The 18,430-nt window shown below is 54.5% G+C and carries 17 protein-coding genes and 1 pseudogene; 6 read left to right on the top strand and 12 right to left on the bottom strand.

What is annotated here, in order from left to right; genetic code table 11:
• Nucleotides 1-8 precede the first annotated feature (8 nt).
• On the bottom strand, nucleotides 9-461 hold the full coding sequence (locus FPV09_RS10775; RefSeq protein WP_148883850.1) for an Lrp/AsnC family transcriptional regulator: 453 nt from the start codon (nucleotides 459-461) through the stop codon (nucleotides 9-11).
• A 119-nt stretch (nucleotides 462-580) separates the two neighbouring features.
• Between FPV09_RS10775 and FPV09_RS10770 the strand changes: the two genes are divergently transcribed.
• Nucleotides 581-1,747 carry an OBG GTPase family GTP-binding protein gene (locus tag FPV09_RS10770; protein ID WP_148883405.1) on the top strand — a complete coding sequence of 389 codons (1,167 nt, stop codon included), beginning with the start codon at nucleotides 581-583 and terminating at the stop codon, nucleotides 1,745-1,747.
• Here FPV09_RS10770 and FPV09_RS10765 read toward each other — a convergent pair.
• Nucleotides 1,744-2,229, bottom strand: coding sequence for a hypothetical protein (locus tag FPV09_RS10765; protein ID WP_148883404.1), 486 nt, complete (start codon nucleotides 2,227-2,229; stop codon nucleotides 1,744-1,746). The two genes, FPV09_RS10770 and FPV09_RS10765, sit on opposite strands and share 4 nt — an antisense overlap.
• Before the next feature lie 180 nt (nucleotides 2,230-2,409).
• Here FPV09_RS10765 and FPV09_RS10760 point away from each other — a divergent pair, with 180 nt between their 5' ends.
• The 5 genes and pseudogenes from FPV09_RS10760 to FPV09_RS12095 all read left to right on the top strand — a co-directional run.
• The gene (locus tag FPV09_RS10760; protein WP_148883403.1) at nucleotides 2,410-2,589 is read left to right on the top strand and encodes a hypothetical protein; all 180 of its coding nucleotides are present in this window, start codon (nucleotides 2,410-2,412) and stop codon (nucleotides 2,587-2,589) included.
• Nucleotides 2,586-4,205 (top strand): sodium/proline symporter, encoded by a 1,620-nt coding sequence (locus tag FPV09_RS10755; RefSeq protein ID WP_148883402.1) that lies wholly within the window; start codon nucleotides 2,586-2,588, stop codon nucleotides 4,203-4,205. Before FPV09_RS10760 ends, FPV09_RS10755 begins: the two co-directional genes overlap by 4 nt.
• A 148-nt stretch (nucleotides 4,206-4,353) precedes the next feature.
• Nucleotides 4,354-5,841 (top strand): FAD-dependent oxidoreductase, encoded by a 1,488-nt coding sequence (locus FPV09_RS10750; RefSeq protein WP_148883401.1) that lies wholly within the window; start codon nucleotides 4,354-4,356, stop codon nucleotides 5,839-5,841.
• 1 nt (nucleotide 5,842) lies between these two features.
• On the top strand, nucleotides 5,843-7,003 hold the full coding sequence (locus FPV09_RS10745) for an NAD(P)/FAD-dependent oxidoreductase (RefSeq protein ID WP_148883400.1): 1,161 nt from the start codon (nucleotides 5,843-5,845) through the stop codon (nucleotides 7,001-7,003).
• A gap of 34 nt (nucleotides 7,004-7,037) precedes the next feature.
• Nucleotides 7,038-7,525: pseudogene (locus FPV09_RS12095) on the top strand (family 4 glycosyl hydrolase); the annotation flags it as partial.
• Here FPV09_RS12095 and FPV09_RS10735 read toward each other — a convergent pair.
• From FPV09_RS10735 to pyrH, 10 genes are all read right to left on the bottom strand, one after another.
• The gene (locus tag FPV09_RS10735; protein WP_148883398.1) at nucleotides 7,522-8,775 is read right to left on the bottom strand and encodes a glycoside hydrolase family 1 protein; all 1,254 of its coding nucleotides are present in this window, start codon (nucleotides 8,773-8,775) and stop codon (nucleotides 7,522-7,524) included. The pseudogene FPV09_RS12095 and the gene FPV09_RS10735 sit on opposite strands and share 4 nt — an antisense overlap.
• A 2-nt stretch (nucleotides 8,776-8,777) precedes the next feature.
• Nucleotides 8,778-10,052, bottom strand: coding sequence for a C69 family dipeptidase (locus tag FPV09_RS10730; RefSeq protein WP_148883397.1), 1,275 nt, complete (start codon nucleotides 10,050-10,052; stop codon nucleotides 8,778-8,780).
• 50 nt (nucleotides 10,053-10,102) lie between these two features.
• Nucleotides 10,103-10,612, bottom strand: coding sequence for an RNA 2'-phosphotransferase (locus FPV09_RS10725; protein WP_148883396.1), 510 nt, complete (start codon nucleotides 10,610-10,612; stop codon nucleotides 10,103-10,105).
• A 65-nt stretch (nucleotides 10,613-10,677) separates the two neighbouring features.
• A complete protein-coding gene (locus FPV09_RS10720) occupies nucleotides 10,678-12,423 on the bottom strand; it encodes an endonuclease/exonuclease/phosphatase family protein (RefSeq protein WP_148883849.1) in 1,746 nt (581 codons plus the stop codon).
• A 152-nt stretch (nucleotides 12,424-12,575) separates the two neighbouring features.
• Entirely contained in the window at nucleotides 12,576-12,833 is a 258-nt protein-coding gene (locus tag FPV09_RS10715) for a hypothetical protein (protein WP_210411128.1), read from the bottom strand.
• A complete protein-coding gene (locus tag FPV09_RS10710) occupies nucleotides 12,834-14,153 on the bottom strand; it encodes an NAD(P)/FAD-dependent oxidoreductase (protein WP_148883848.1) in 1,320 nt (439 codons plus the stop codon). It lies immediately after the preceding gene.
• 58 nt (nucleotides 14,154-14,211) lie between these two features.
• Nucleotides 14,212-16,902, bottom strand: a complete 2,691-nt coding sequence (locus FPV09_RS10705; protein WP_148883394.1) for a potassium channel family protein — start codon at nucleotides 16,900-16,902, stop codon at nucleotides 14,212-14,214.
• Between the two features lie 18 nt (nucleotides 16,903-16,920).
• Nucleotides 16,921-17,388 (bottom strand): putative toxin-antitoxin system toxin component, PIN family, encoded by a 468-nt coding sequence (locus tag FPV09_RS10700; protein WP_148883393.1) that lies wholly within the window; start codon nucleotides 17,386-17,388, stop codon nucleotides 16,921-16,923.
• Nucleotides 17,364-17,630 (bottom strand): ribbon-helix-helix domain-containing protein, encoded by a 267-nt coding sequence (locus FPV09_RS10695; protein WP_148883392.1) that lies wholly within the window; start codon nucleotides 17,628-17,630, stop codon nucleotides 17,364-17,366. Before FPV09_RS10695 ends, FPV09_RS10700 begins: the two co-directional genes overlap by 25 nt.
• A gap of 51 nt (nucleotides 17,631-17,681) precedes the next feature.
• Nucleotides 17,682-18,359, bottom strand: coding sequence for a UMP kinase (pyrH, locus tag FPV09_RS10690; protein WP_148883847.1), 678 nt, complete (start codon nucleotides 18,357-18,359; stop codon nucleotides 17,682-17,684).
• Nucleotides 18,360-18,430: the final 71 nt, after the last annotated feature.

Genomic DNA, 18,430 nt, shown 5'->3' with positions numbered 1-18,430 from the left:
AGAAATAGTCAGAGAGGAAGCTCCGTGGTCTCCTTGTGTATCTTAAGGACGACCATGGTGTGGGTGGCCTCAACGCCGTTTATTTCCCCTATGGTGTCAAGGAACTCGTTGAGCTCGTCGCTCCCTCCGGTTCTGATTTTGACCAGCATGTCGTAGTCGCCGGTGGTCTCGTATATCTCGACGATCTGGGGGTGCTGCTTGAGCTCGTTGGCGACGTGAGCGTACATGCCGGCCTTGGATTTTATGAGGATGAACGCCAGGATCTGGAAACCGAGGGAGTCAGGGTCAAGTATGACCGTGAACTTCTTTATTATGCCCCGATCCTTCAGTTTCTTGATCCTCTCATAGACCGTTGACTCCGCCAGCCCGACCTCCTTGGAAATCTCCCTCAGGGGCGTTCTGCTGTTCTTCTGGAGGATGGAGAGGATTTTCTTGTCGGTATCGTCCAAACCCATTCGCATGAGCATCACCGCCGGTAAAAAATTTTCGAAAGGTTATATAAACTTGCCGATTTTGGAGAACCATACTTTTATAAAACGCCGCTCACCTTTTACCTCTAGAAGTTCTGGGAGGGTCAGCGATGCCAACGAACGTCACAGCGGAGTATCTGGCGGCGGAGGAGGAGTACAGGAACGCCAAGACTATTCCAGAGAAGATCCGCGCCCTTGAGAAGATGTACGCCACCGTCCCCAAGCACAAGGGAACGGAAAAGCTCAGACTCCAGATAAAGCGAAAGCTCGCCGAGCTGAGAAAGGAGCTGGAGAAGCAGCGCCAGATGAAGAAGGGCGGTGGCGGCCCATCGCTGAGCGTCAGGAAAGAGGGCGCGGCACAGATAGTCCTCGCTGGCCTCCCGAACGTTGGAAAGAGCTCCCTTATGAAGGCACTCACAAACGTCGACGCCGACGTCGCAGACTACGCCTTCACCACCGTCGAGCCCATCCCTGGAATGATGCACCACAAAGACGTTCAGATACAGCTCGTCGAGGTCCCGGGCCTTGTTGAGGGCGCCGCCCTTGGAAAGGGCATGGGGCCGCAGCTTCTCAGCGTTATCCGAAACGCCGACGCCGTGGCCATAGTCGTTGACCTATCCCAGGATCCGGTAAAGCAGCTGGAAACCCTCCTCAAGGAGTTCGAGAGGGCGGGAATAAAGCTCAACAAACGCCGCCCGAGGGTTGAGATAAAGAGGACCGCGATGGGCGGAATCGTCATCAACGGCCAGGAGAACATCAAGGGCGATATAAGCGAAGTCATGAAGATGCTCCGCGAGGAGAGGATTCACTCCGCGGAGATAACGGTGAAAGAACCCGTGACGCTCGAGGACTTCGCGGATGCGCTCGACGAGAGCCTCGTCTGGAAGAGGGCTATAATCATCGCCAACAAGGGCGACGCCCCGGGGAGTAAGGAGAACTACGAGAAACTCGTTGAAGCCTACGGGGACAGGTTCAAAATAATCCCCGTCTCGGCGAAGAGGAAGATACAGCTGGACAAACTCAAGGACGAACTCTACGAGCTGGCCGGGATTATTCGCGTCTTCACCAAGAGTCCCGGCGAGGAGCCTGCCTATCCACCGGTGCCGCTGAAGAAGGGCTCAACGGTTATGGATCTAGCAGAGAGGATTCACAAGGACTTCGCCAAGAACTTCCGCTACGCCCGCGTCTGGGGCAAGAGCGTGAAGTTCCCTGGCCAGCGCGTTGGGGCCGACCACGTGCTCGAGGACGGGGACATAGTGGAGATTCACGCCCGTTAGCGGCAGAACGGCCCCCTGCACTTCCTCCCGCCCTTTCCGGTTACCGCGTCGAGGCTGAACTCCTTTCCGTCGAGGCTGTCCATGATGAGCTTTTCCCCATCCTTTTCGTAGAGCCAGAACACCTTGTAGGCCCGCGCCTCCCGCACTATCTCTATTCTGGGAAGCCACCAGGAGACGATCCTCGAGTTCCCCCAGGTTATCGCGCTTTCAAAGGCTTTCATCCTCGCCTCCTCGTAATCAACGAGCGGCTCCATGACGCTCCTCTCCTCCACGTCCCACTCGTAGAGGTCTATGAATCCGTCCCCCCTCTCCGCCCCGAGACGGTAGAGGTCCACATAGGCAAAGTAATCGAGAACGCGGTCGCTTCTGCCCAGACGCTTGTAGAAGAGCTTTAGGTGGAAGATGTGGTACGGATATAGCACAAAGCTGGGATTCGAGACATCCTCCGGTCTGAATATAGGTCTCATTATGCTGACCCTCATATTCCAGCACCGTTCAATATACATTGGATATATTATTAACAGTTGCGCCGGTTTTTGTCACAATTTCAGAACGCCACATCTATGATTCGGAATAATTAAACCAATAAATTTATATTCGTCAATCACATATTAGTGAGCTGATGTCCTTTAATCGACATCGGTGTATTGAGGTGGGTTAGAATGGGATTGAGTGGTGAAGCCTGGGCAACGCTGCTTGTGCCAACGTTTCTTGGAATTTTGACAATGCTGCTCTACGGCTACTGGGACAGAATAACCGGCAAGGAGTACTACGTGGACGACGAGATTCTGGCCTACGACGAGGACCTTATAGAACAGCTCAAGGAGGAGGGTAAGGCATGAACAGCGGAATTCTCCTCGGATTCCTGGTGTACCTCGCCCTCCTGGCCTACATAGGCTGGTGGGCCAACCGCTACACCAAAACGGAGGACCAGTACTTCGTTGGCGGGAGGAAGGTGCACGTCCTCGCCGCAACCCTCTCGGACAAGGCGAGCGACTTCTCGGGCTGGTTGATGCTCGGTTATCCAGGTGCAGCGTTCTCCAGCGGTCTCGGTGCTTTCTGGGCCGGAATCGGCTGTCTCTTTGGTACCCTCGCCGATTACGTCCTTATCGGGCCCAGATTGAGGATATACGCAGGTAAATTTAGGGCAATAACCGTCCCCGACTACCTCGAGGCAAGGCTCAAGGACGACACCAAGCTGATAAGAATTCTGAGCGCACTGATAATCGTCATCTTCATGACCGCCTACGTTGCCGCTCAGTTCACCGCCGGAGGAAAGACCTTCGCGGAGGGCTTCGGCATAAGCGACAACACCGGAATCATCATAACCGTCATCATCCTGACGGCATACGTTATCACCGGTGGATTCTTCGCGGTCGTCTGGACCGACGTCGTTCAGGCAATGTTCATGCTGCTGACGCTCATTATAGTGCCGTTCCTTGCGCTCTCGGAGATAGGCGGCTTCGATAAGGCCACGGCGATAATAGCCAGCGCGGATCCCAATCTGCTGCACCCATTCGGCGGCGCCACCGGAATGGCGGCAATAGTTTTCGCAATAGGCTACGCCTCCTGGATAGTCGGCTATCTGGGCCAGCCCCACATCGTCACCCGCTACATGAGCGTTGAGGACCCGAGGAAGCTCAGGAGACCGGGTATCTTCATCAGCGGTACCTGGACCATACTCGTCCTCTGGGGCGCGTTCTTTGCAGGATTCCTGGGCTTCGCGATGTACCACGCCGGAATGCTCCAGGTCAGCGACCCCGAGAAGGTCATCCCTGCCATGGCGGTTGAGCTCATGCCGAGCTGGCTGGCAGGTTTCGTCATCGCGGGTATAATCTCAGCAGTCATGAGCACCGCGGACTCCCAGCTCCTCGTCGCGTCCTCGGCCATAGCCAGGGACTTCTACCACAAGGTCCTCGGAAGGGAGCTCGGCAAGAAGCAAATGGTCAACATCTCGAGGCTCGTCGTCGCTGCGGTTGCCCTCGTCGGCCTCTGGTTCGCCATAAGCGGCCCGAAGGTCATCTACCAGATGGTCGCCACCGCATGGGGCGGTCTCGCGGTCGGCTTCGGCCCGATCCTTGTCCTGAGCCTCTGGTGGAAGAGGACGACCAAGGAGGGAGCGATAGTCGGAATGGCCTACGGTCTCATCAGCGAGGTCATCTTCGAGGCGAAGATATACGGCTGGGCCTTCAACCCGGACGCTCCGGGCTTCTTCGGCACCATCGGCGGCTGGTTCAACGGCATACCGGTGTTCTTCATCAACTTCTTCGTGACCCTGATAGTGATCGCGATAGTCAGCATGTTCACCAGGCCGCCGGAGGACGTGGTCAAGCTCCACGAGGACATCTTCAAGAAGGTTTCCATCGAGGGAACCGGCAAGAAGAGCATCACCGAGACCAGGGCCAAGAGCCAGGTCGAGAACGTTGTTGATTTCGTTCTCACCAAAGGGACCGCCTGAGTTTCCTTTTCCTTTTCTGCATGTACTTATCGTCCCAGTCCGCAGGAGTATTTAACCAGTGGTTTTACACCATTTTTGGTCAACCTAACGTTTATAAGCATCAATGTATAAAGAAGGGCGCCAATTGTGAAATCCTAGAGGTGGGAGCATGAGACCGCTCGACCTGACCGAAAAGGAGCCTTCCAGGAAGGTCACAGTTTATTTTGAAGGCAAGGCTTACGAAGCCTATGAAGGTGAAAAAATAACCGTCGCCCTTCTTGCAAACGGGATTTACTGGCTCACAACCAGTACCGAGGGCAGAAAGCGCGGCGCCTTCACCTTCGGTCCGGTCCCCATGGTGGTGAACGGAACAAGGAACGTCAACGCCAGAAAGACCAAGGTTCGCGACGGGATGAAGCTGGAGAGGCAGGGCTACGGGGACTTCCAGGAAACCGTGGAGATAGACGAGGACAAACCTGTTGAAAGGCTGGTCGTTGATGTGGCCGTCATCGGTGCCGGACCGGCTGGAATCGGAACCGTTCTTGAGGTTCAAGATCACATGACCGTCGCCCTGGTGGAGGAGAGGGGCTGGCTCGGAGGCGACCTCTGGCTCAAGGGCCTCCCCCAGGAGGGCTTTGGGGAGAAGAAACCCCAGGATGTTGTTAGAGAGCTCACCGGAAAGTTCAACGAGAACGTTAGGGTCTTCAAGGGCACAATAGCCCTCGGCGTCTTTGACAAGGGTGAGTACTTCCTCGTTCCGATCGTCAGGGGGGACCAGCTCATCGAGATAATGACCAAGCGCGTCGTTCTGGCAGTTGGAGCCGTTGACAACATCCACCTCTTCGAGAACAACGACATGCCGGGTGTGTTCAGGCGCTCCGACCTCCTGGAGGTTCTCAACGTCTGGGGAGTTGCGCCTGGAAGGAAGGTCGCGGTCGTGGGTAGCAAGCCGGAAGAGATAACGGCGGAGCTCGACCGCTGGGGCATCGAATACATCGTCGTCCCGAATCCCAAGCGCGTTGAGGGAGATGAGAAGGTCGAGAGGCTCATCGACACGAACGGCAACGTCTACGAGGTTGATGCCGTCATCATGGCCGAGGGAAGGAGACCCGACATCAACCCGCCGACCCAGGCAGGTGGAAAGCTGGTCTTCAAGCACGGCTACTACACCCCGGTTCTCGACTCACAGCACAGGATCCGCGACGGAATCTACGTCGCCGGTAGCGCCGCTTCAATAAAGCCGCACTACGCAAACTACCTGGAGGGCAGGCTCGTCGGGGCATACATCCTCCGGGAGTTCGGCTTCGACGCCGAGCCGTGCATCTACGCGGAGAAACTGGAGGAGTACGAACCGGAGGCGGTGCAGGTTCAGAGCATAGACTTCGGAAGCCTCAACCTTGAGGACGTCCAGATATGCGGCTGCGACGTCTCCCTGAGGAAGGTGGATGACGTGGTCAGGGCCGGAATAGCGGACCTGCAGATAATCAAGCGCTTAACGCACCTCGCAATGGGCTTCTGCCAGGGCCGCTTCTGCCTGTTCAACGGCGCGGTGGTCGTCTCCCAGAGAACCGGAACGCCGATGGACAAGCTCGACATACCCGTCGCGAGACCGCCGCTGAAGAACGTCAGGATGAAGGTCACCGCGGGGAGGGATTGAAATGCCGAGCAAAGAGCTTCCCGAGAGGAGTGAAATCGTCATCATCGGTGGGGGAATAATCGGAGTCACCATAGCGCACGAGCTCGCCAAACGTGGGGAGGAGGTCACCGTCATAGAGAAGCGCTTCATAGGTTCCGGTTCCACCTTCCGCTGTGGAACGGGCATAAGACAGCAGTTCAACGATGAAGCGAACGTCCAGGTCATGAAGCGCTCCGTGGAGCTCTGGAAGAAATACAGCGAGGAATACGGCTTCTCCTTCGAGCAGACTGGCTACCTCTTCCTGCTCTACGACGACGATGAGGTCGAGGAGTTCAAGCGCAACATAGCGATACAGAACCGCTTCGGCGTCCCGACGAGACTCATAACACCGGAGGAGGCGAAGGAGATAGTCCCACTCCTCGACATCAGCGAGGTCATAGCCGCCTCCTGGAACCCGACCGACGGAAAGGCGGACCCCTTCCACTCCACGGCCAAGTTCGCCCTCAACGCCGAACGCTTTGGGGCCAAACTCGTCGAATACACAGAGGTCAAGGACTTCATCATTGAGAACGGCGAGATAAAGGGACTGAAAACGAACAGGGGAGTCATCAGGACCGGCACCGTCATCAACGCCACCAACGCCTGGGCCAAGCTCATAAACGCGATGGCAGGGATAAAGACCCAGATACCCATAGAGCCCTACAAGCACCAGGCGGTCATCACGCAACCAATAAAGAAGGGCTCGATAAACCCGATGGTCATCTCCTTCAAGTACGGCCACGCATACCTCACCCAGACCGCCCACGGCGGTGTCGTTGGAGGAGTCGGCTACGAGCTGGGCCCGACCTACGACCTGAGCCCGACCTACGAGTTCCTCCGCGAGGTGAGCTACTACTTCACCAAGATTATCCCGGCACTGAGGGAGCTCCTCATACTGAGGACGTGGGCCGGCTACTACGCGAAGACGCCGGACAGCAACGCCGCCATAGGAAAGATAGAGGAGCTGAGCGACTACTACATCGCGGCTGGCTTCAGCGGGCACGGATTCATGATGGCGCCGGCGGTTGCCGAGATGGTGGCGGACCTGGTGACGAAGGGAAGAACCGACCTCCCCGCCGAATGGTACGACCCGTACCGCTTCGAAAGGGGAGAACTGAGAACGACGGCGATTCAGATGGGCTGAGCTTTCCTTTTCTCTCGTTATATCTCTCTTTTGAAAAGTTCAATTTAAGGGCAGAATACACTTGAAGGGCAAGCAAGGGCGGTTAGAAATCATTTATGATGAAATTAAAGCAAGTGGTATGCTCACGTGAGCTTAACCGTCGAGAAGGGGCTTGAGGGCAAAGAAAAGCCCCATGAGGCGATTAACGTCCCCAACAGAGGCTACATAGACCTGCCGAAAGGCACGATAGTCGAGGTTCCAGCCGAAGTCTCGCCGAAGGGGATAAAACCGCTCCACGTCGAGCTCCCGAGGGAAGCCCTGGTTCCCCTCAGGGTTCAGGCGGAGATACAGAGGCTTTCGAGCGAAGGGGCAGCCGAAGGAAACGTGGAGAAGGTGATAAAGGCGGTGCTCCTCGACCCGGTTGTTCACGACGCTGAGGCAGGGCTGAGGGCGATGGCCGAACTCATGAGGGCCCACCTCGATGCCCTACCCCAGTTCGACGAGGGTGATGTGGAAGAGATAGAGGGATGGATACGGGCTTAAATCTCCCCAAGGCCGTACTTCTCAAGCAGCTCGTCGCTTACCTCTCCATTCTTTGCGATTTCGCCGTAGACGTGGGCGCTCCTCCTCGGCTTCCTCTCGAACGTATCGTAGTCAACCTCTATGAGTCCAAAGCGCGGTCTAAAACCCTCAGCCCACTCGTAGTTGTCTATGAGCGACCAGTAGAAGTAGCCCCTCACGTCGATGCCCTCTTCCAAAGCTCTGTGGACATACTGGAGGTGTTGGACTATGAACTCGATGCGCCACTCATCGTCGAGCGTCGCTATCCCGTTCTCGGTGACGTAGAGCGGAAGGTTATACCCCGAGAACGCCTTCAGCCCCTCGTAGATGCCCCTCGGGTAGACGCTCCAGCCCATGTCCGTTTTCCTGCTCACGTTGGCGTCCTCGACGGCGAAGCGTTTGAGCGGGTTCCTCACAGCTTTGACCTTTATGATGTTGTAGTAGTTCATCCCGAGCCAGTCGAGGCCGCTCGGGGGGACGTCGAAGGTTCTCATGAATCCCCTGAATTTTCCAGTCATGATTCCGTCCAGCATGGAGCGGTTGAAGGTGTAGTCTATCTCCTCCGCCGCCTTCCTGTCCCTCCCGGAATCGCTCGCCGGAATGAAGTGCGGGCGGTTCTTCACTATTCCGACCCTGAACTTCCCGTGGAGAATCTCGTAGGCGATGGCATGGGCTTTGATCAGGTTTGCCGCGACTTTCTCGGCCTTCAGCGGGTTCTTCCTGAAGGGCGGCCACATGCCTTCCACGTAGGAAGCGACCGCATAGACCATCGGCTCGTTGAAGGTCGCCACCAGCTCAACGCCCTCGATGTTATCCGCTATCAGCTCAACGTAGCTCCTCCAGTGCTCCAGGTTCTCCTCCCTTTCGAAGCCCCCCTTGAGGGCAAACCACGTTGGCAGGGTGAAGTGGTGGAGAGTGAGCATTGGGGTAATCCCGTTCTCGTTGAGCAGGTCTATTATCCCCTGGTACCGCATTAAGGCCTCTTCGTTCGGCCTTCCCTCCTCCGGAAAGACCCGTCCCCATTCGACGGAGAAGCGGTAGGCCCTGTAGCCCAACTCGGCCATGAACTCGATGTCCCTCTCGTACAGCTCCCAGGAGTTGCAGGCCTTTCCAGCTGGGGGAAGCTTCCCTTTCTCCGCCCAGTACCACCAGTCGCTCCAGACGTTGCCGCCCTCTATCTGGTAGGACGAGGTTGCCGTTCCGAGGAGAAATCCATCCGGAAACCTGAGCATCTTCAACCCTCCAGCTTGAGTCCTGCCTCTTCGTTGACCTTTCTCCAGCTCCGCCCGAAGAGGAAGGAAAGCCTTCCGGGCTTCACCAGCTTTTCCCACCTTTCGAGGAGCTTGGCTTCTTCCCTGAAGGCCCACTCCGCCAGTGCCTTCAGATCCTCCGGTGTCTTCTCAATCTCTCTCGCCTTCTCGATTATCTCGGCCTGCAGTCTATCCCTCTCGCGGGCGAAGTCCTCGATGTAGTTCAGGTAGTTCGTCAGAAACTTCCTGTGAAATGCCTCAAAGCGCCACCAGTAGGTCTCGGGGCCGTATTTGTCCATTGGAGTTCTCCCGAGGTCCGGAAGGCCGCCCTCGAAGGTCACCGGCTTGAAGATGCTCAGGCAGGGGTTTGATGTACCTGTGAACCAGTGGAGGCCCTTTCCAAGCTCGGAAACTTGAGATGAAGCCGTCTGAGAGGGTCTCGTTAAGCCGCCGTAGTGCATGCAGATGTCCCTCATCGAGCCCTTCTCCGGGCGGTAGGGCTCAAAGGAGTGGGAGCGCAGAAGGAATATCATGTATTCGAGCGTTATCTCGCCCTCACGTTCCTTCAGCTTCTTCAGCGTGAAGGCCCTCCTCTCCCTGCCGTGGGCGAAGTGGGTGTAAAAGCGGTCCGAGAAGTGCCTCGCAAAGCTGAAAGAACCCTTTCTCGCGAGCCTCTCGACGCCCTCCGATGCCATGTCCCAGTCATTCTCAATCGTCAGCGCATTGGAGATGGAATAAACACCCTCGATTCTCTTGGCAACCCACTCCTTCCCAACCGTCTCAAGAACCCACGCCTCCTTGGGGTCGGCTATTATGAAGGAGCTGAAGTAGTAGAGCTTGTGGCTTTTGCTCCCGTTTCCACCCTGCAAACCCTGCTCAACGATGCCGGTTATGAACTCCAAAGCCTCTTTCGCACTCTTGGTCCTCTCAAGGGCGAGGCGTATCATGTCCATTCCGGTTATTCCTTTCTCTGGCACCTTGGCCTTCGTGAAGACGGCGGTGTTGCCTATCGCCAGCTCGAACTCGTTTACGCCCATCTCCGCCCCCCACATCCACCAAGGGCGGGAGAGAATTACCGCGTAGGTTTCCCTGACCTGGGGAAAGTCCACGTAGGTCAGCCTGACCTTCTCCTCCTCGTGCTCCCTTCTCGGTATGAACTCAAGGATCTGAGCTTCGTTCGGCTCGCGGTCGCTGTTCTTGGCGAAGAGAGTTATTCCTTCCTTGGTGGCCCCGGGAGTGGCCACGAGAATATCGCACATGGTTCCACCCGTAAAACATTGGGCGGCTAGATATAATAGGCTTTCCTCCATCACGCCTCAAGAATTATGCACTCGGGCGGGACTTTCTCAACTATCCTCACGTTCTTTCCGGCCTTGTAGACTTTCAAGCCCTTCCTCCTCAGGCAGTCCGCGTCGATGAGGAGGAGAACAACGTCCCTTCCGTGCCTCCTGCCCGTTTCAAGGGCCTCACTCTTACTTGTACTCAGATGGACGAACTGCCTTTTCATCGGCTTCAATCCCTCCCTCAGAATCCGTTCGAGGTTCTTCCTCGGCGTGCCGTGGTAGAGAACCCTTGATTCGGTGTCCTCCTCGTGGTTTAAGGAGACGGGGAAACTGTGACCGTAGCGGGCGCGGATTTTGTCTCCCCGTATTTCGTAGTGCCCCTTCGCGTCCCTCTCGACTATCTCCCTCACGAGTTCCTCCGTAACGTCGGGATAAACCGTTCGGAGCGCCCTGACAAGCTCGCCGAGCGGGACGAAGCCCTCAACGTTCGGCCTGAGTCCGAACTCCTCGGGCGAGTGGCGCAGGATGTATGCCATCAGCTGCTGACCCTCACCCTCGACGGCATGGAGAAAAGTTGGGGAAAGGAGTTAAAAACCAAACCTCACGGCAGTTCGATGACCGCCCACACCGGCCTGTGGTCCGAAACCTCCACGTCGCAGAGGCAGCCGTGGTCCTTAACCTCGGCCGGCCAGTCCTTCTTGAGCAGGATGTAGTCGATGTTCTCCTCGTCACTGACACCGTTGCGCTCCCAGAGGAACGTGTAGGGCGGCCTCTCGGGGAAGGCATCGCGGTAGTCGCGCGTGAGTATCCCTATCGCCCTCTCGTCCGGCTCGGCGTTGGTGTCGCCCGCTATTATCTGGGCCACCGGCGAGTTCTCGGCAAACTTCAAGAGCTCCTCCGCCTGCATGGCCCTCTCCTCCTCGCTGAGGCCCATGTGGACGTTCACCACCGTTATGCCCAGCTCCTCGATGGAGACCTTCTGAGCCGGTCTCGCCTGGCCCACGCTCTCGAGGTTCAGCTCGGCCTCGGTCTTCATGTGCCAGTGGGAGAAGACCGCTATTCCGTAGGTCCCCTCAACGGCCGGCTTGTACTCGTAGGCATAGCCGAGGTGGGCGGAGATGAAAAGGGGGACGTCCTGGTAGCCGTTGCCTATCATTCCGCCAACAACTTCCTGGGCGAGCCACACGTCGGGCTTCTGCTCGGCGAGGAGGTTAACCATTTCATAACCGTTGAACGTTCCGTCGTACGGCCCGAACCCCTGGTGGACGTTGTATGTCCAGATTAGGATGTCTCTCTTGGCCTCGTCGTAGGTGGGACCCGCGTTGAAGATGGCCAGGACGATGACCGAGGCCAGGACGAGACCGATGAGCGGGCCGGCGATCTCCTTCGCGCTTGGAAGGCTTACCTCGGCGCTCTTCCCGTAGGCGCTGAGGGCGTAGACCACCGAGGCGGCCAGGATAAGGGCCTCAAGCCGGTCCTCCATGAAGGGCAGGCCTATATCCCTGCCGACGTAGGCCCCGAGGGCGAGCGTGGCTACAAGGAACAGGTAAACGGCCCCGATGACTCCCCCTCTGCTGCCCTTCGCGCTTTCAACGAGGGCAATGGTCGATGCCAGGGCGAGGGGAAGACCAACCAGCGAGAGGGGCTTGAGGAAGAGCGTCGCCGAGCCGATTATTAGGAGTGTCATCGCGACCGTTGGCTTCCTCGCCAGGTGCGGGCCAAGGAGCAGGGCAAGGGCAAGGAGCAGGGAGAAGCCGATAAACTCCGGAAGATAATAGACCGTCATTCCGGAGTAGCGCATCACCGCGTTGGGGTAAATCAGCCCCAGCTCGAGCAGGGCCGCGAAGGCGTAGAGGCCGAAGCCTGGCTTCTTCAGAGTTCCGGGCTCCTTCCAGAGAGCATAGGCCCCCAGGAGCAGGAAGAGCGCCATGACAACCCTCGTGTGGGGGAAGTCAGCAGGCTCGCCGCCAACAGCCAGGACGCGGAGTGAAAGGTCGGCAACGAGTCCCATGGCAAGGTACTTGACGTCAAGCTCCTTGACGAGCGCAAGGGCCACCGGCAGGGCAAAGGCCGCTACGAGGTGGACGTACTCTGTGGCATCGGTGGCGAGGAGTGCGAGGGCGTAGGCGACCATTATTGCCGCCCCGACCTTCCGGCCAATTCTCCCCACGAGGAAGGCCGCCAGGAGGAGCAGGAGAATTCCCAGCCCGGATGGAAAGTTCATTCCATAGAAGAAGGTCTTCTCCAGACTCGAGTACGCTCCGGCCACAAAGACCCTGAGGGACGATGCCAACAGCACCCCCGTCCCAAGACCGAGCAGTATTTTATCCCTCTCACCCACCTTCATATCAATCACCTAAAACCCAAGTTGTTGGGAGAGCACTTAAACTTTGTTGATGTTCCAACGGCTCAAAGGAAGAAGGGTAGCAGGAACGCCAGCACGCCAAGGAGAAGGGCAATTTCCATCTTCATGAACCGCGAAGAGAAGCATTCCGGTCTTTATCCCCCTCTCCCGCCCAAGTAAAGCCGCCGAAGTCCTTGCACCGAGCGAAAGGTCTTCTCTATCGTGGGAATGGCCAGGAGCATGTGGCCGGCGGAGAGGAGAACGAGAAACACCACGAGCATCGCCATGAGGAAATCCAGAGTGAAGAAAACGCCGTAGTGGTAGCGCGCTATGGTAAAGGCCACTAACCCGGGAAAGATTGAAGGGAGGGCGAACTTGGGGCGAAGAAGGGAGAAAAGAGCCCGGGGCTCCACTCAGCGGAATCTCCTGAGGGCCATCTCGGCGGCAACGGTTATCGGGTCTATCGTCGGGCTTATCGGCGGGGCGTAGGCCGTTTCGAGGTAAACGACGTCCTCCACCGTTGCATCCTTCTGAGCCAGGGCAGAGAGGGTCATTATCCTACCCCAGACGCGCTCGCCGCCGACTATCTGGGCGCCGATGAGCTTCCTGTCCGACTTCCTGAAGATTACCTTAACCGTTATCGGCTTTCCACCGGGGTAGTATTCAGGTTTTGTGCTTCCCTTGAACTTGCCGACGGCTATCTCAATGCCCTCCTTCTTTGCCCTCTCCTCGGTTATTCCGAAGGTGCCTATCTCAAGGCCGAAGAGTTCGGTTATTGCGGTGTTGAAGACGGGCCTGAAGGAGACGTCCTTTCCGGCTATGTGCTCCGCTGCTATCTTTGCCATCCTCACCGCGCTCGTTCCGAGCTGGCTGAGGGTTCTCTGACCAGTAACGGCGTCGATCACCTCGGCGCAGTCGCCTATCGCATAGATGTCCGGGTCGCTCGTCTGGAGGTACTCATTTACAACGATGCCCCAGTGCACGTCGAGGCCTGCCGCCTTTGCGAGGTCGACGTTTGCTCTAACTCCAGTAGCGACGAGAACCAGCTCGGCCGGAACTTCCTCGTCGCCGATTTTGACAGCCTTAACAGGACTGCCTATTATCTCGCTGACCCCAACTCCGAAGCGGAAGGAAACGCCGTGCTTCTCCATCTCGGCCTGGACGAGCTTGGCGGTGTCTTTGTCGAGCATGGTCGGCATGAGCCTGTCCATGAGCTCGACAACCAGAACCTCCATGCCGAGCTTCGCGAAGGCTTCAGCCCCTTCGAGACCGATGAGGCCGGCGCCGATGACGACCGCCTTTTTCGGCTTCCTCTCGGCGATGTAGGCTTTTATCCTCCTCACGTCGTCGAGGCTCTTGAGCGTGAAGACGCCTTCGTTCTCGACGCCCTTAATCGGCGGGACGAAGGCCTTCGAGCCCACAGCCAGAACGAGCTTGTCGTAGGGAACCTCACCCTTGTCGGTGATCACGACCTTCCTCTCGCGGTCTATGGATTTGACCTCCGTTCCGAGCATGAGCTGGATTTTCTGCTTCTCGTAGAACTCGTTCGGGAAGACGATTACGTCCTCCGGCTTCTCTATTGTGCCGCTGATGACGTGCGGCAGGGCGCAGGGGGAGTACTGCATGGTCTCCTCCTTTCCGATGACGGTTATCTCGGCCTTCCTGTCGAGCTTGCGCATGAACAGCGCGAAGTTGCTTCCGGCAGTTCCAGAACCGACGACCACGATTTTCATGAGCACCACCGGAGGGAGAAGGGCGAGGAGGTATAAAAAGTTGGCTTTAACCTTAGGTTCAGCGCATCCACTTACGGGCAATCACCGCGACGATGAGCGCCATGAAGACGGCTCCAGTTAAGGCTTCGATTGCACTGAGGGCTTTGAGCCAGCCAGTCGGGTGCATGTCGCCGTAGCCGAGGGTCGTGAAGGTGACGAGGGAGTAGTAGAGGGCGTTGAGGAGAGTACCAAGAACGCTTCCAAGATTCTCGGGATTTAAGGCAACTATTGCATTACTCGAGAGCTGAATTGTCGCTTTGTCCAATACCCTTGCACTAAAGGGTAGGGGAAGGTTAGATAGTACAATCCATGCTAAGTATGCTGGGCTTAATACAATTACCCAATATTTCCAATAGTGTCGAATTCCACTAATGAGTTCCTCCAAGGTAGTTATGTCTTCAAAAATGCCACGGGAATACAAAACTACCAAGTATGAAACTCCAAAAAGCGTCCAGAACATACCCAAGTCTAACCACTTAAACCACCCAATATCCCATTCAGCATAAAAACTATAGCTTAGTATCTCGAGCCAATATGCGATACCAAAATACAAGACAACTAATAGGCTCCCCCAGATAATTCGCCTCCAGTTTGTGCCATATTCCGAAGGCAGATCACCAATAAACCACTCAAGGAAATTATGAATTTTCATATTCGCTCTCTCGGATCTAGCTCTCCTTCTGACACGCATTTCGAGGACGAACATTCTGTCGGCTTCGTCGCGTTTGCCTTCTTTTTCGAAACTTACTCTTTGGATGCGAGCAGCTTCAATTTTTGAAAGAGGTTCCTTAAAGAGACTCTCAAGTTCATTGATATCAAATTCTTCCAGTTCCTCTCTGCCCCTAAGACTTACGAATGAGACAGTACCTGAAATTGAAACACCATCAAAGCTCAAAGATTTATAAAATTTATATGGCCTATCCTGCTTTCCTGCAAAATCCCAAATTCCAGAAAGTAAACACCTATCAAATACAGCATCTCCCTCAAAAATTGTATCCTTGAACGATATTATCGACTTAAAGAAGTTTCCAGAAAGATCACAATTATTCCTAAACACAGATTTATCAAAGTGAACATGACTATTAAATGAGCACTCGATAATTTTAACAGAGATTTTGAACTCAATATTACGAAAGTTTACTGAATCCTCGAAAGTAGCCCCCTCTATAACAAAGGATTTCGCACTTTCACTAAAGGTGATCGGAGAATAATTTTCCTCTTTATATCCGCCTTTTCCGAACAAGACTTCTCGTTCGAATGTTGAGTGGATTATTCGAAAATCTCCGGTTAGTTTTGCCCCACTAAAAACAACAACTCCATGAAAGCGGGAACCTTCTATATCGACATTGACAAAACTATAAGCAGAAAATGCAACAACGTTTTCAAAAACTGCTTCCCTAATATGAAGATGTCCATTGAATCTGGTTCCCTGAAAACCTACTTGACCCAAGAAACGTACAAAATTAAAAACAACATTTCCAAACGTTGCAAAGTTAAAGTGTGCTGAACCCTCAAAGCGAGAACGAGCAAAATTAGCTAGTGGGTACTCTTTGAATGAATAGCCCTCCCCCGAATTTCCTGGAGACTTGTAAAAGGCACTCCACTGAAAATCAGCCTCCTTTTCAAAAACACACTCTATAAACTCAACTCCCCGATGAAATATACAATTCCTCGAATTTGCCCCTATGGTCCTAGTAAATGCTACAAAGCCCCCAAAATGCGCCTTCGAAAAATTGGGCTTGGAGTAAAATTCAACGCCCCTGAATGACACGTCTTTTTTGAAATGTGTTCTCCGAAAGTCGATTGGGGAGAACCCGAAATAACCTACGTCTTTGGATTCAACATCAACCAAGAACTCGCTACGATCAAAGTATGAAGACTGTTCAAAAGTGCTTCCTTCAAAATTCACATATCCCTTAAACTTCGCGTTTATAAATAACGTCCTAGCAAAAAATGTGCATCCAGCAAACTTTGTTGAGGATCCCAGAAACTTAGCGTTTTCAAAATTAATTGAAGCAGTATGAGAGTCCCTCTCAATATTCATCCCAAATTGTGAGGAGCCAAATCTAACAGCTCCCTGAAATTCAGCGTTATTAAAACTCACAAGATTCATAAATTTGGCATTAATAAATGTAGCTGAAAACTGGTAAAAACAGTTTAAACAAGATTCATTAGCACTAACAGTCCGACCTTTCGGTTTTGACGGATCCTCGTGACCGACCCTTACTTCAGGAGACACCTCCTCCCAGAAACGCAGTTGCTGATCAATATCATCGGGATGAAATACATCATTAACGTTGTTGAATTTTGCCCCTTTAAACCGAGCCACTCCATTAAACACAACAAGATCAAATGACACATATCCCTCAAACGTTGTGTTATCAAAGTAAGCATCATCTTCAAAAATAGCACCATAAAAAGATACTATTCCCTCAAACGTAGCTCCAATAAAGGATGCACCCTTTTTAAACAATGCATGTTTGAACGGGAACTTTCCAACCCATTTTAGTCCCGTCTCTTTGTCATAATACTCCAAAACAACCTCTTCGTTTTCGTAGGTTTGCGGGAATGTTATTCCCTCTGCATTAACATGCTTCTCAAAAACAAGTCTCTTTATTTTCTTTCCATCGACCTCAATTTCTTCTACTCTAGGTTCAAGGTCTCTCAAAAAAGTCATCCATACGTTTGCATTCTCATCGCCCTTAGGCATAGACGCTCACTAAACGAACTACGCTTTGAAGCTTTTATCCCTTTCGACGACCTCAAGGAACTCGGCCGGTGTCAGAATTAGAAACTCGTGCCCATTTAGAGAAAACCTTCTCTTCCCATCCCTCAGCTTCAGCACGTGCCTCTTGTCGAGGCTTATTAGAAAATCTGCCTTGGCTGAATACACCACGTCAAAAAACTTATCGTCATCTGGATCAGGCGAAACCTCAAAATGCTTAGCTGGTTCAGCAAGGATTGACGAGGCTCGGAAGATCCTGTAAACCCAAAGGGCATATACCTTGCTTTCAAGATACTTAAGAACCTTCTCGCTCGTCAGCTTGAAGCGAAGCTCCTCAAGTATCGCCTCCGAGGTGTAAGAGATAACTTTCTTCCCGACGACCAAGTCCATGACCTTTCCTGAGCTCCCGAAGGGATTTATCGCGGCCGTTATGACAACGTTGGTGTCTAAGACGACCTTGAACGCTTCCATTCCTCGTCCACTTCCTCAAGGAGCTTTTCGATTTCCTCCTCCGGCGGAATCCTCCGCCCCCTCGCGAGGAGCTTGTAGGTCTCCCAGAGCTCTTCGGGGGATTCGTAGTGGAGCAGGAAGAACCTCACGGCTTCCTTGATAAGCTCGCTCCGGCTTGAGAACTCACCGCTCTCCACGAGCTCGTCGATTTCCCGCATTAGGCCCTGTGGAAAACGGACCGAGACCTTATCGGTGGTGGACATTCAATCACCGTAGGACAATAGTCGGACAAAATATATAAGGGTTGCGAAAACTCACGGCTCAACAACAGTCCCGTTGTGCCTGCCCTTGACCACCTCGAAGAGGTGGTAGGCGTCCTTCTTGCCCACGATGTAGGTCTTTATCTTGCCGCGCTGGATGAACTTGGCGGCGAGGGCATCAACGACGCCGCTTCCGCCGGCTTTGCTCTCGGCCTGCATCGCTATCTCGACGAGCTGATCGAAGGTTATCCTGTCGAGCTTCTTCGCGTTCGGGTTCTTCCTCGGGTCGCTGTCATAGACGCCGTCAACGTTGGTGACAACCACCAGAAGGTCGGCCTGGAGGTACTCAGCGAGGAGAGCCGAAACCGCATCGGTCGTGTGGCCCGGATGCGTTCCGCCCATTATGGGTATCTTCTTGAGCTGGATGACCTCCCACGCCTTACGGAAGTCCTGGATTACGAAGGGATAGGCCTTCTCGCCGAGGGCGGCGATGAGAAGCATTGCGTTGGCGCGGGTGATGTGTATGCCGATGTAGTCCTTGAAGGTCTCGTTGGGAGTGAAGGTCTTCGCGGCCTTGATGTACTTGCGCGCCACCTTTCCGCCGCCGACTACCACGGCCACCTCGTGATCCTCGCTTATCTTGATGAGCTCGTAAGCCACCTTCCCGATAAAATCAACGTCCGGGTCGTCGGGAACGAGAACCGAACCGCCTATATCAAAGACTATCCTCATGATGACCCTCACGATGCTAATCGGGGCTCCTTTATAACCTTTTTCTTGCCGGGAAGATGATAAAGAAAAGG

Origin of the sequence: Thermococcus aciditolerans (genome assembly GCF_008152015.1) — an archaeon.
GTDB classification, from domain to species: Archaea; Methanobacteriota_B; Thermococci; order Thermococcales; family Thermococcaceae; genus Thermococcus; species Thermococcus celericrescens.
The sequence above is the reverse complement of the archived record's forward strand: the minus strand, read 5'-3'. Positions and strand labels throughout refer to the sequence as shown.

What these genes read in the sequence shown, in the direction of transcription:
- FPV09_RS10775 (WP_148883850.1), bottom strand. Translation starts at nt 461, where the DNA reads ATGCGAATGGGTTTGGACGATACCGACAAGAAAATCCTCTCCATCCTC.
- FPV09_RS10770 (WP_148883405.1), top strand. Translation starts at nt 581, where the DNA reads ATGCCAACGAACGTCACAGCGGAGTATCTGGCGGCGGAGGAGGAGTAC.
- FPV09_RS10765 (WP_148883404.1), bottom strand. Translation starts at nt 2,229, where the DNA reads ATGAGGGTCAGCATAATGAGACCTATATTCAGACCGGAGGATGTCTCG.
- FPV09_RS10760 (WP_148883403.1), top strand. Translation starts at nt 2,410, where the DNA reads ATGGGATTGAGTGGTGAAGCCTGGGCAACGCTGCTTGTGCCAACGTTT.
- FPV09_RS10755 (WP_148883402.1), top strand. Translation starts at nt 2,586, where the DNA reads ATGAACAGCGGAATTCTCCTCGGATTCCTGGTGTACCTCGCCCTCCTG.
- FPV09_RS10750 (WP_148883401.1), top strand. Translation starts at nt 4,354, where the DNA reads ATGAGACCGCTCGACCTGACCGAAAAGGAGCCTTCCAGGAAGGTCACA.
- FPV09_RS10745 (WP_148883400.1), top strand. Translation starts at nt 5,843, where the DNA reads ATGCCGAGCAAAGAGCTTCCCGAGAGGAGTGAAATCGTCATCATCGGT.
- FPV09_RS10735 (WP_148883398.1), bottom strand. Translation starts at nt 8,775, where the DNA reads ATGCTCAGGTTTCCGGATGGATTTCTCCTCGGAACGGCAACCTCGTCC.
- FPV09_RS10730 (WP_148883397.1), bottom strand. Translation starts at nt 10,052, where the DNA reads ATGTGCGATATTCTCGTGGCCACTCCCGGGGCCACCAAGGAAGGAATA.
- FPV09_RS10725 (WP_148883396.1), bottom strand. Translation starts at nt 10,612, where the DNA reads ATGGCATACATCCTGCGCCACTCGCCCGAGGAGTTCGGACTCAGGCCG.
- FPV09_RS10720 (WP_148883849.1), bottom strand. Translation starts at nt 12,423, where the DNA reads ATGAAGGTGGGTGAGAGGGATAAAATACTGCTCGGTCTTGGGACGGGG.
- FPV09_RS10710 (WP_148883848.1), bottom strand. Translation starts at nt 14,153, where the DNA reads ATGAAAATCGTGGTCGTCGGTTCTGGAACTGCCGGAAGCAACTTCGCG.
- FPV09_RS10705 (WP_148883394.1), bottom strand. Translation starts at nt 16,902, where the DNA reads ATGCCTAAGGGCGATGAGAATGCAAACGTATGGATGACTTTTTTGAGA.
- FPV09_RS10700 (WP_148883393.1), bottom strand. Translation starts at nt 17,388, where the DNA reads ATGGAAGCGTTCAAGGTCGTCTTAGACACCAACGTTGTCATAACGGCC.
- FPV09_RS10695 (WP_148883392.1), bottom strand. Translation starts at nt 17,630, where the DNA reads ATGTCCACCACCGATAAGGTCTCGGTCCGTTTTCCACAGGGCCTAATG.
- pyrH (WP_148883847.1), bottom strand. Translation starts at nt 18,359, where the DNA reads ATGAGGATAGTCTTTGATATAGGCGGTTCGGTTCTCGTTCCCGACGAC.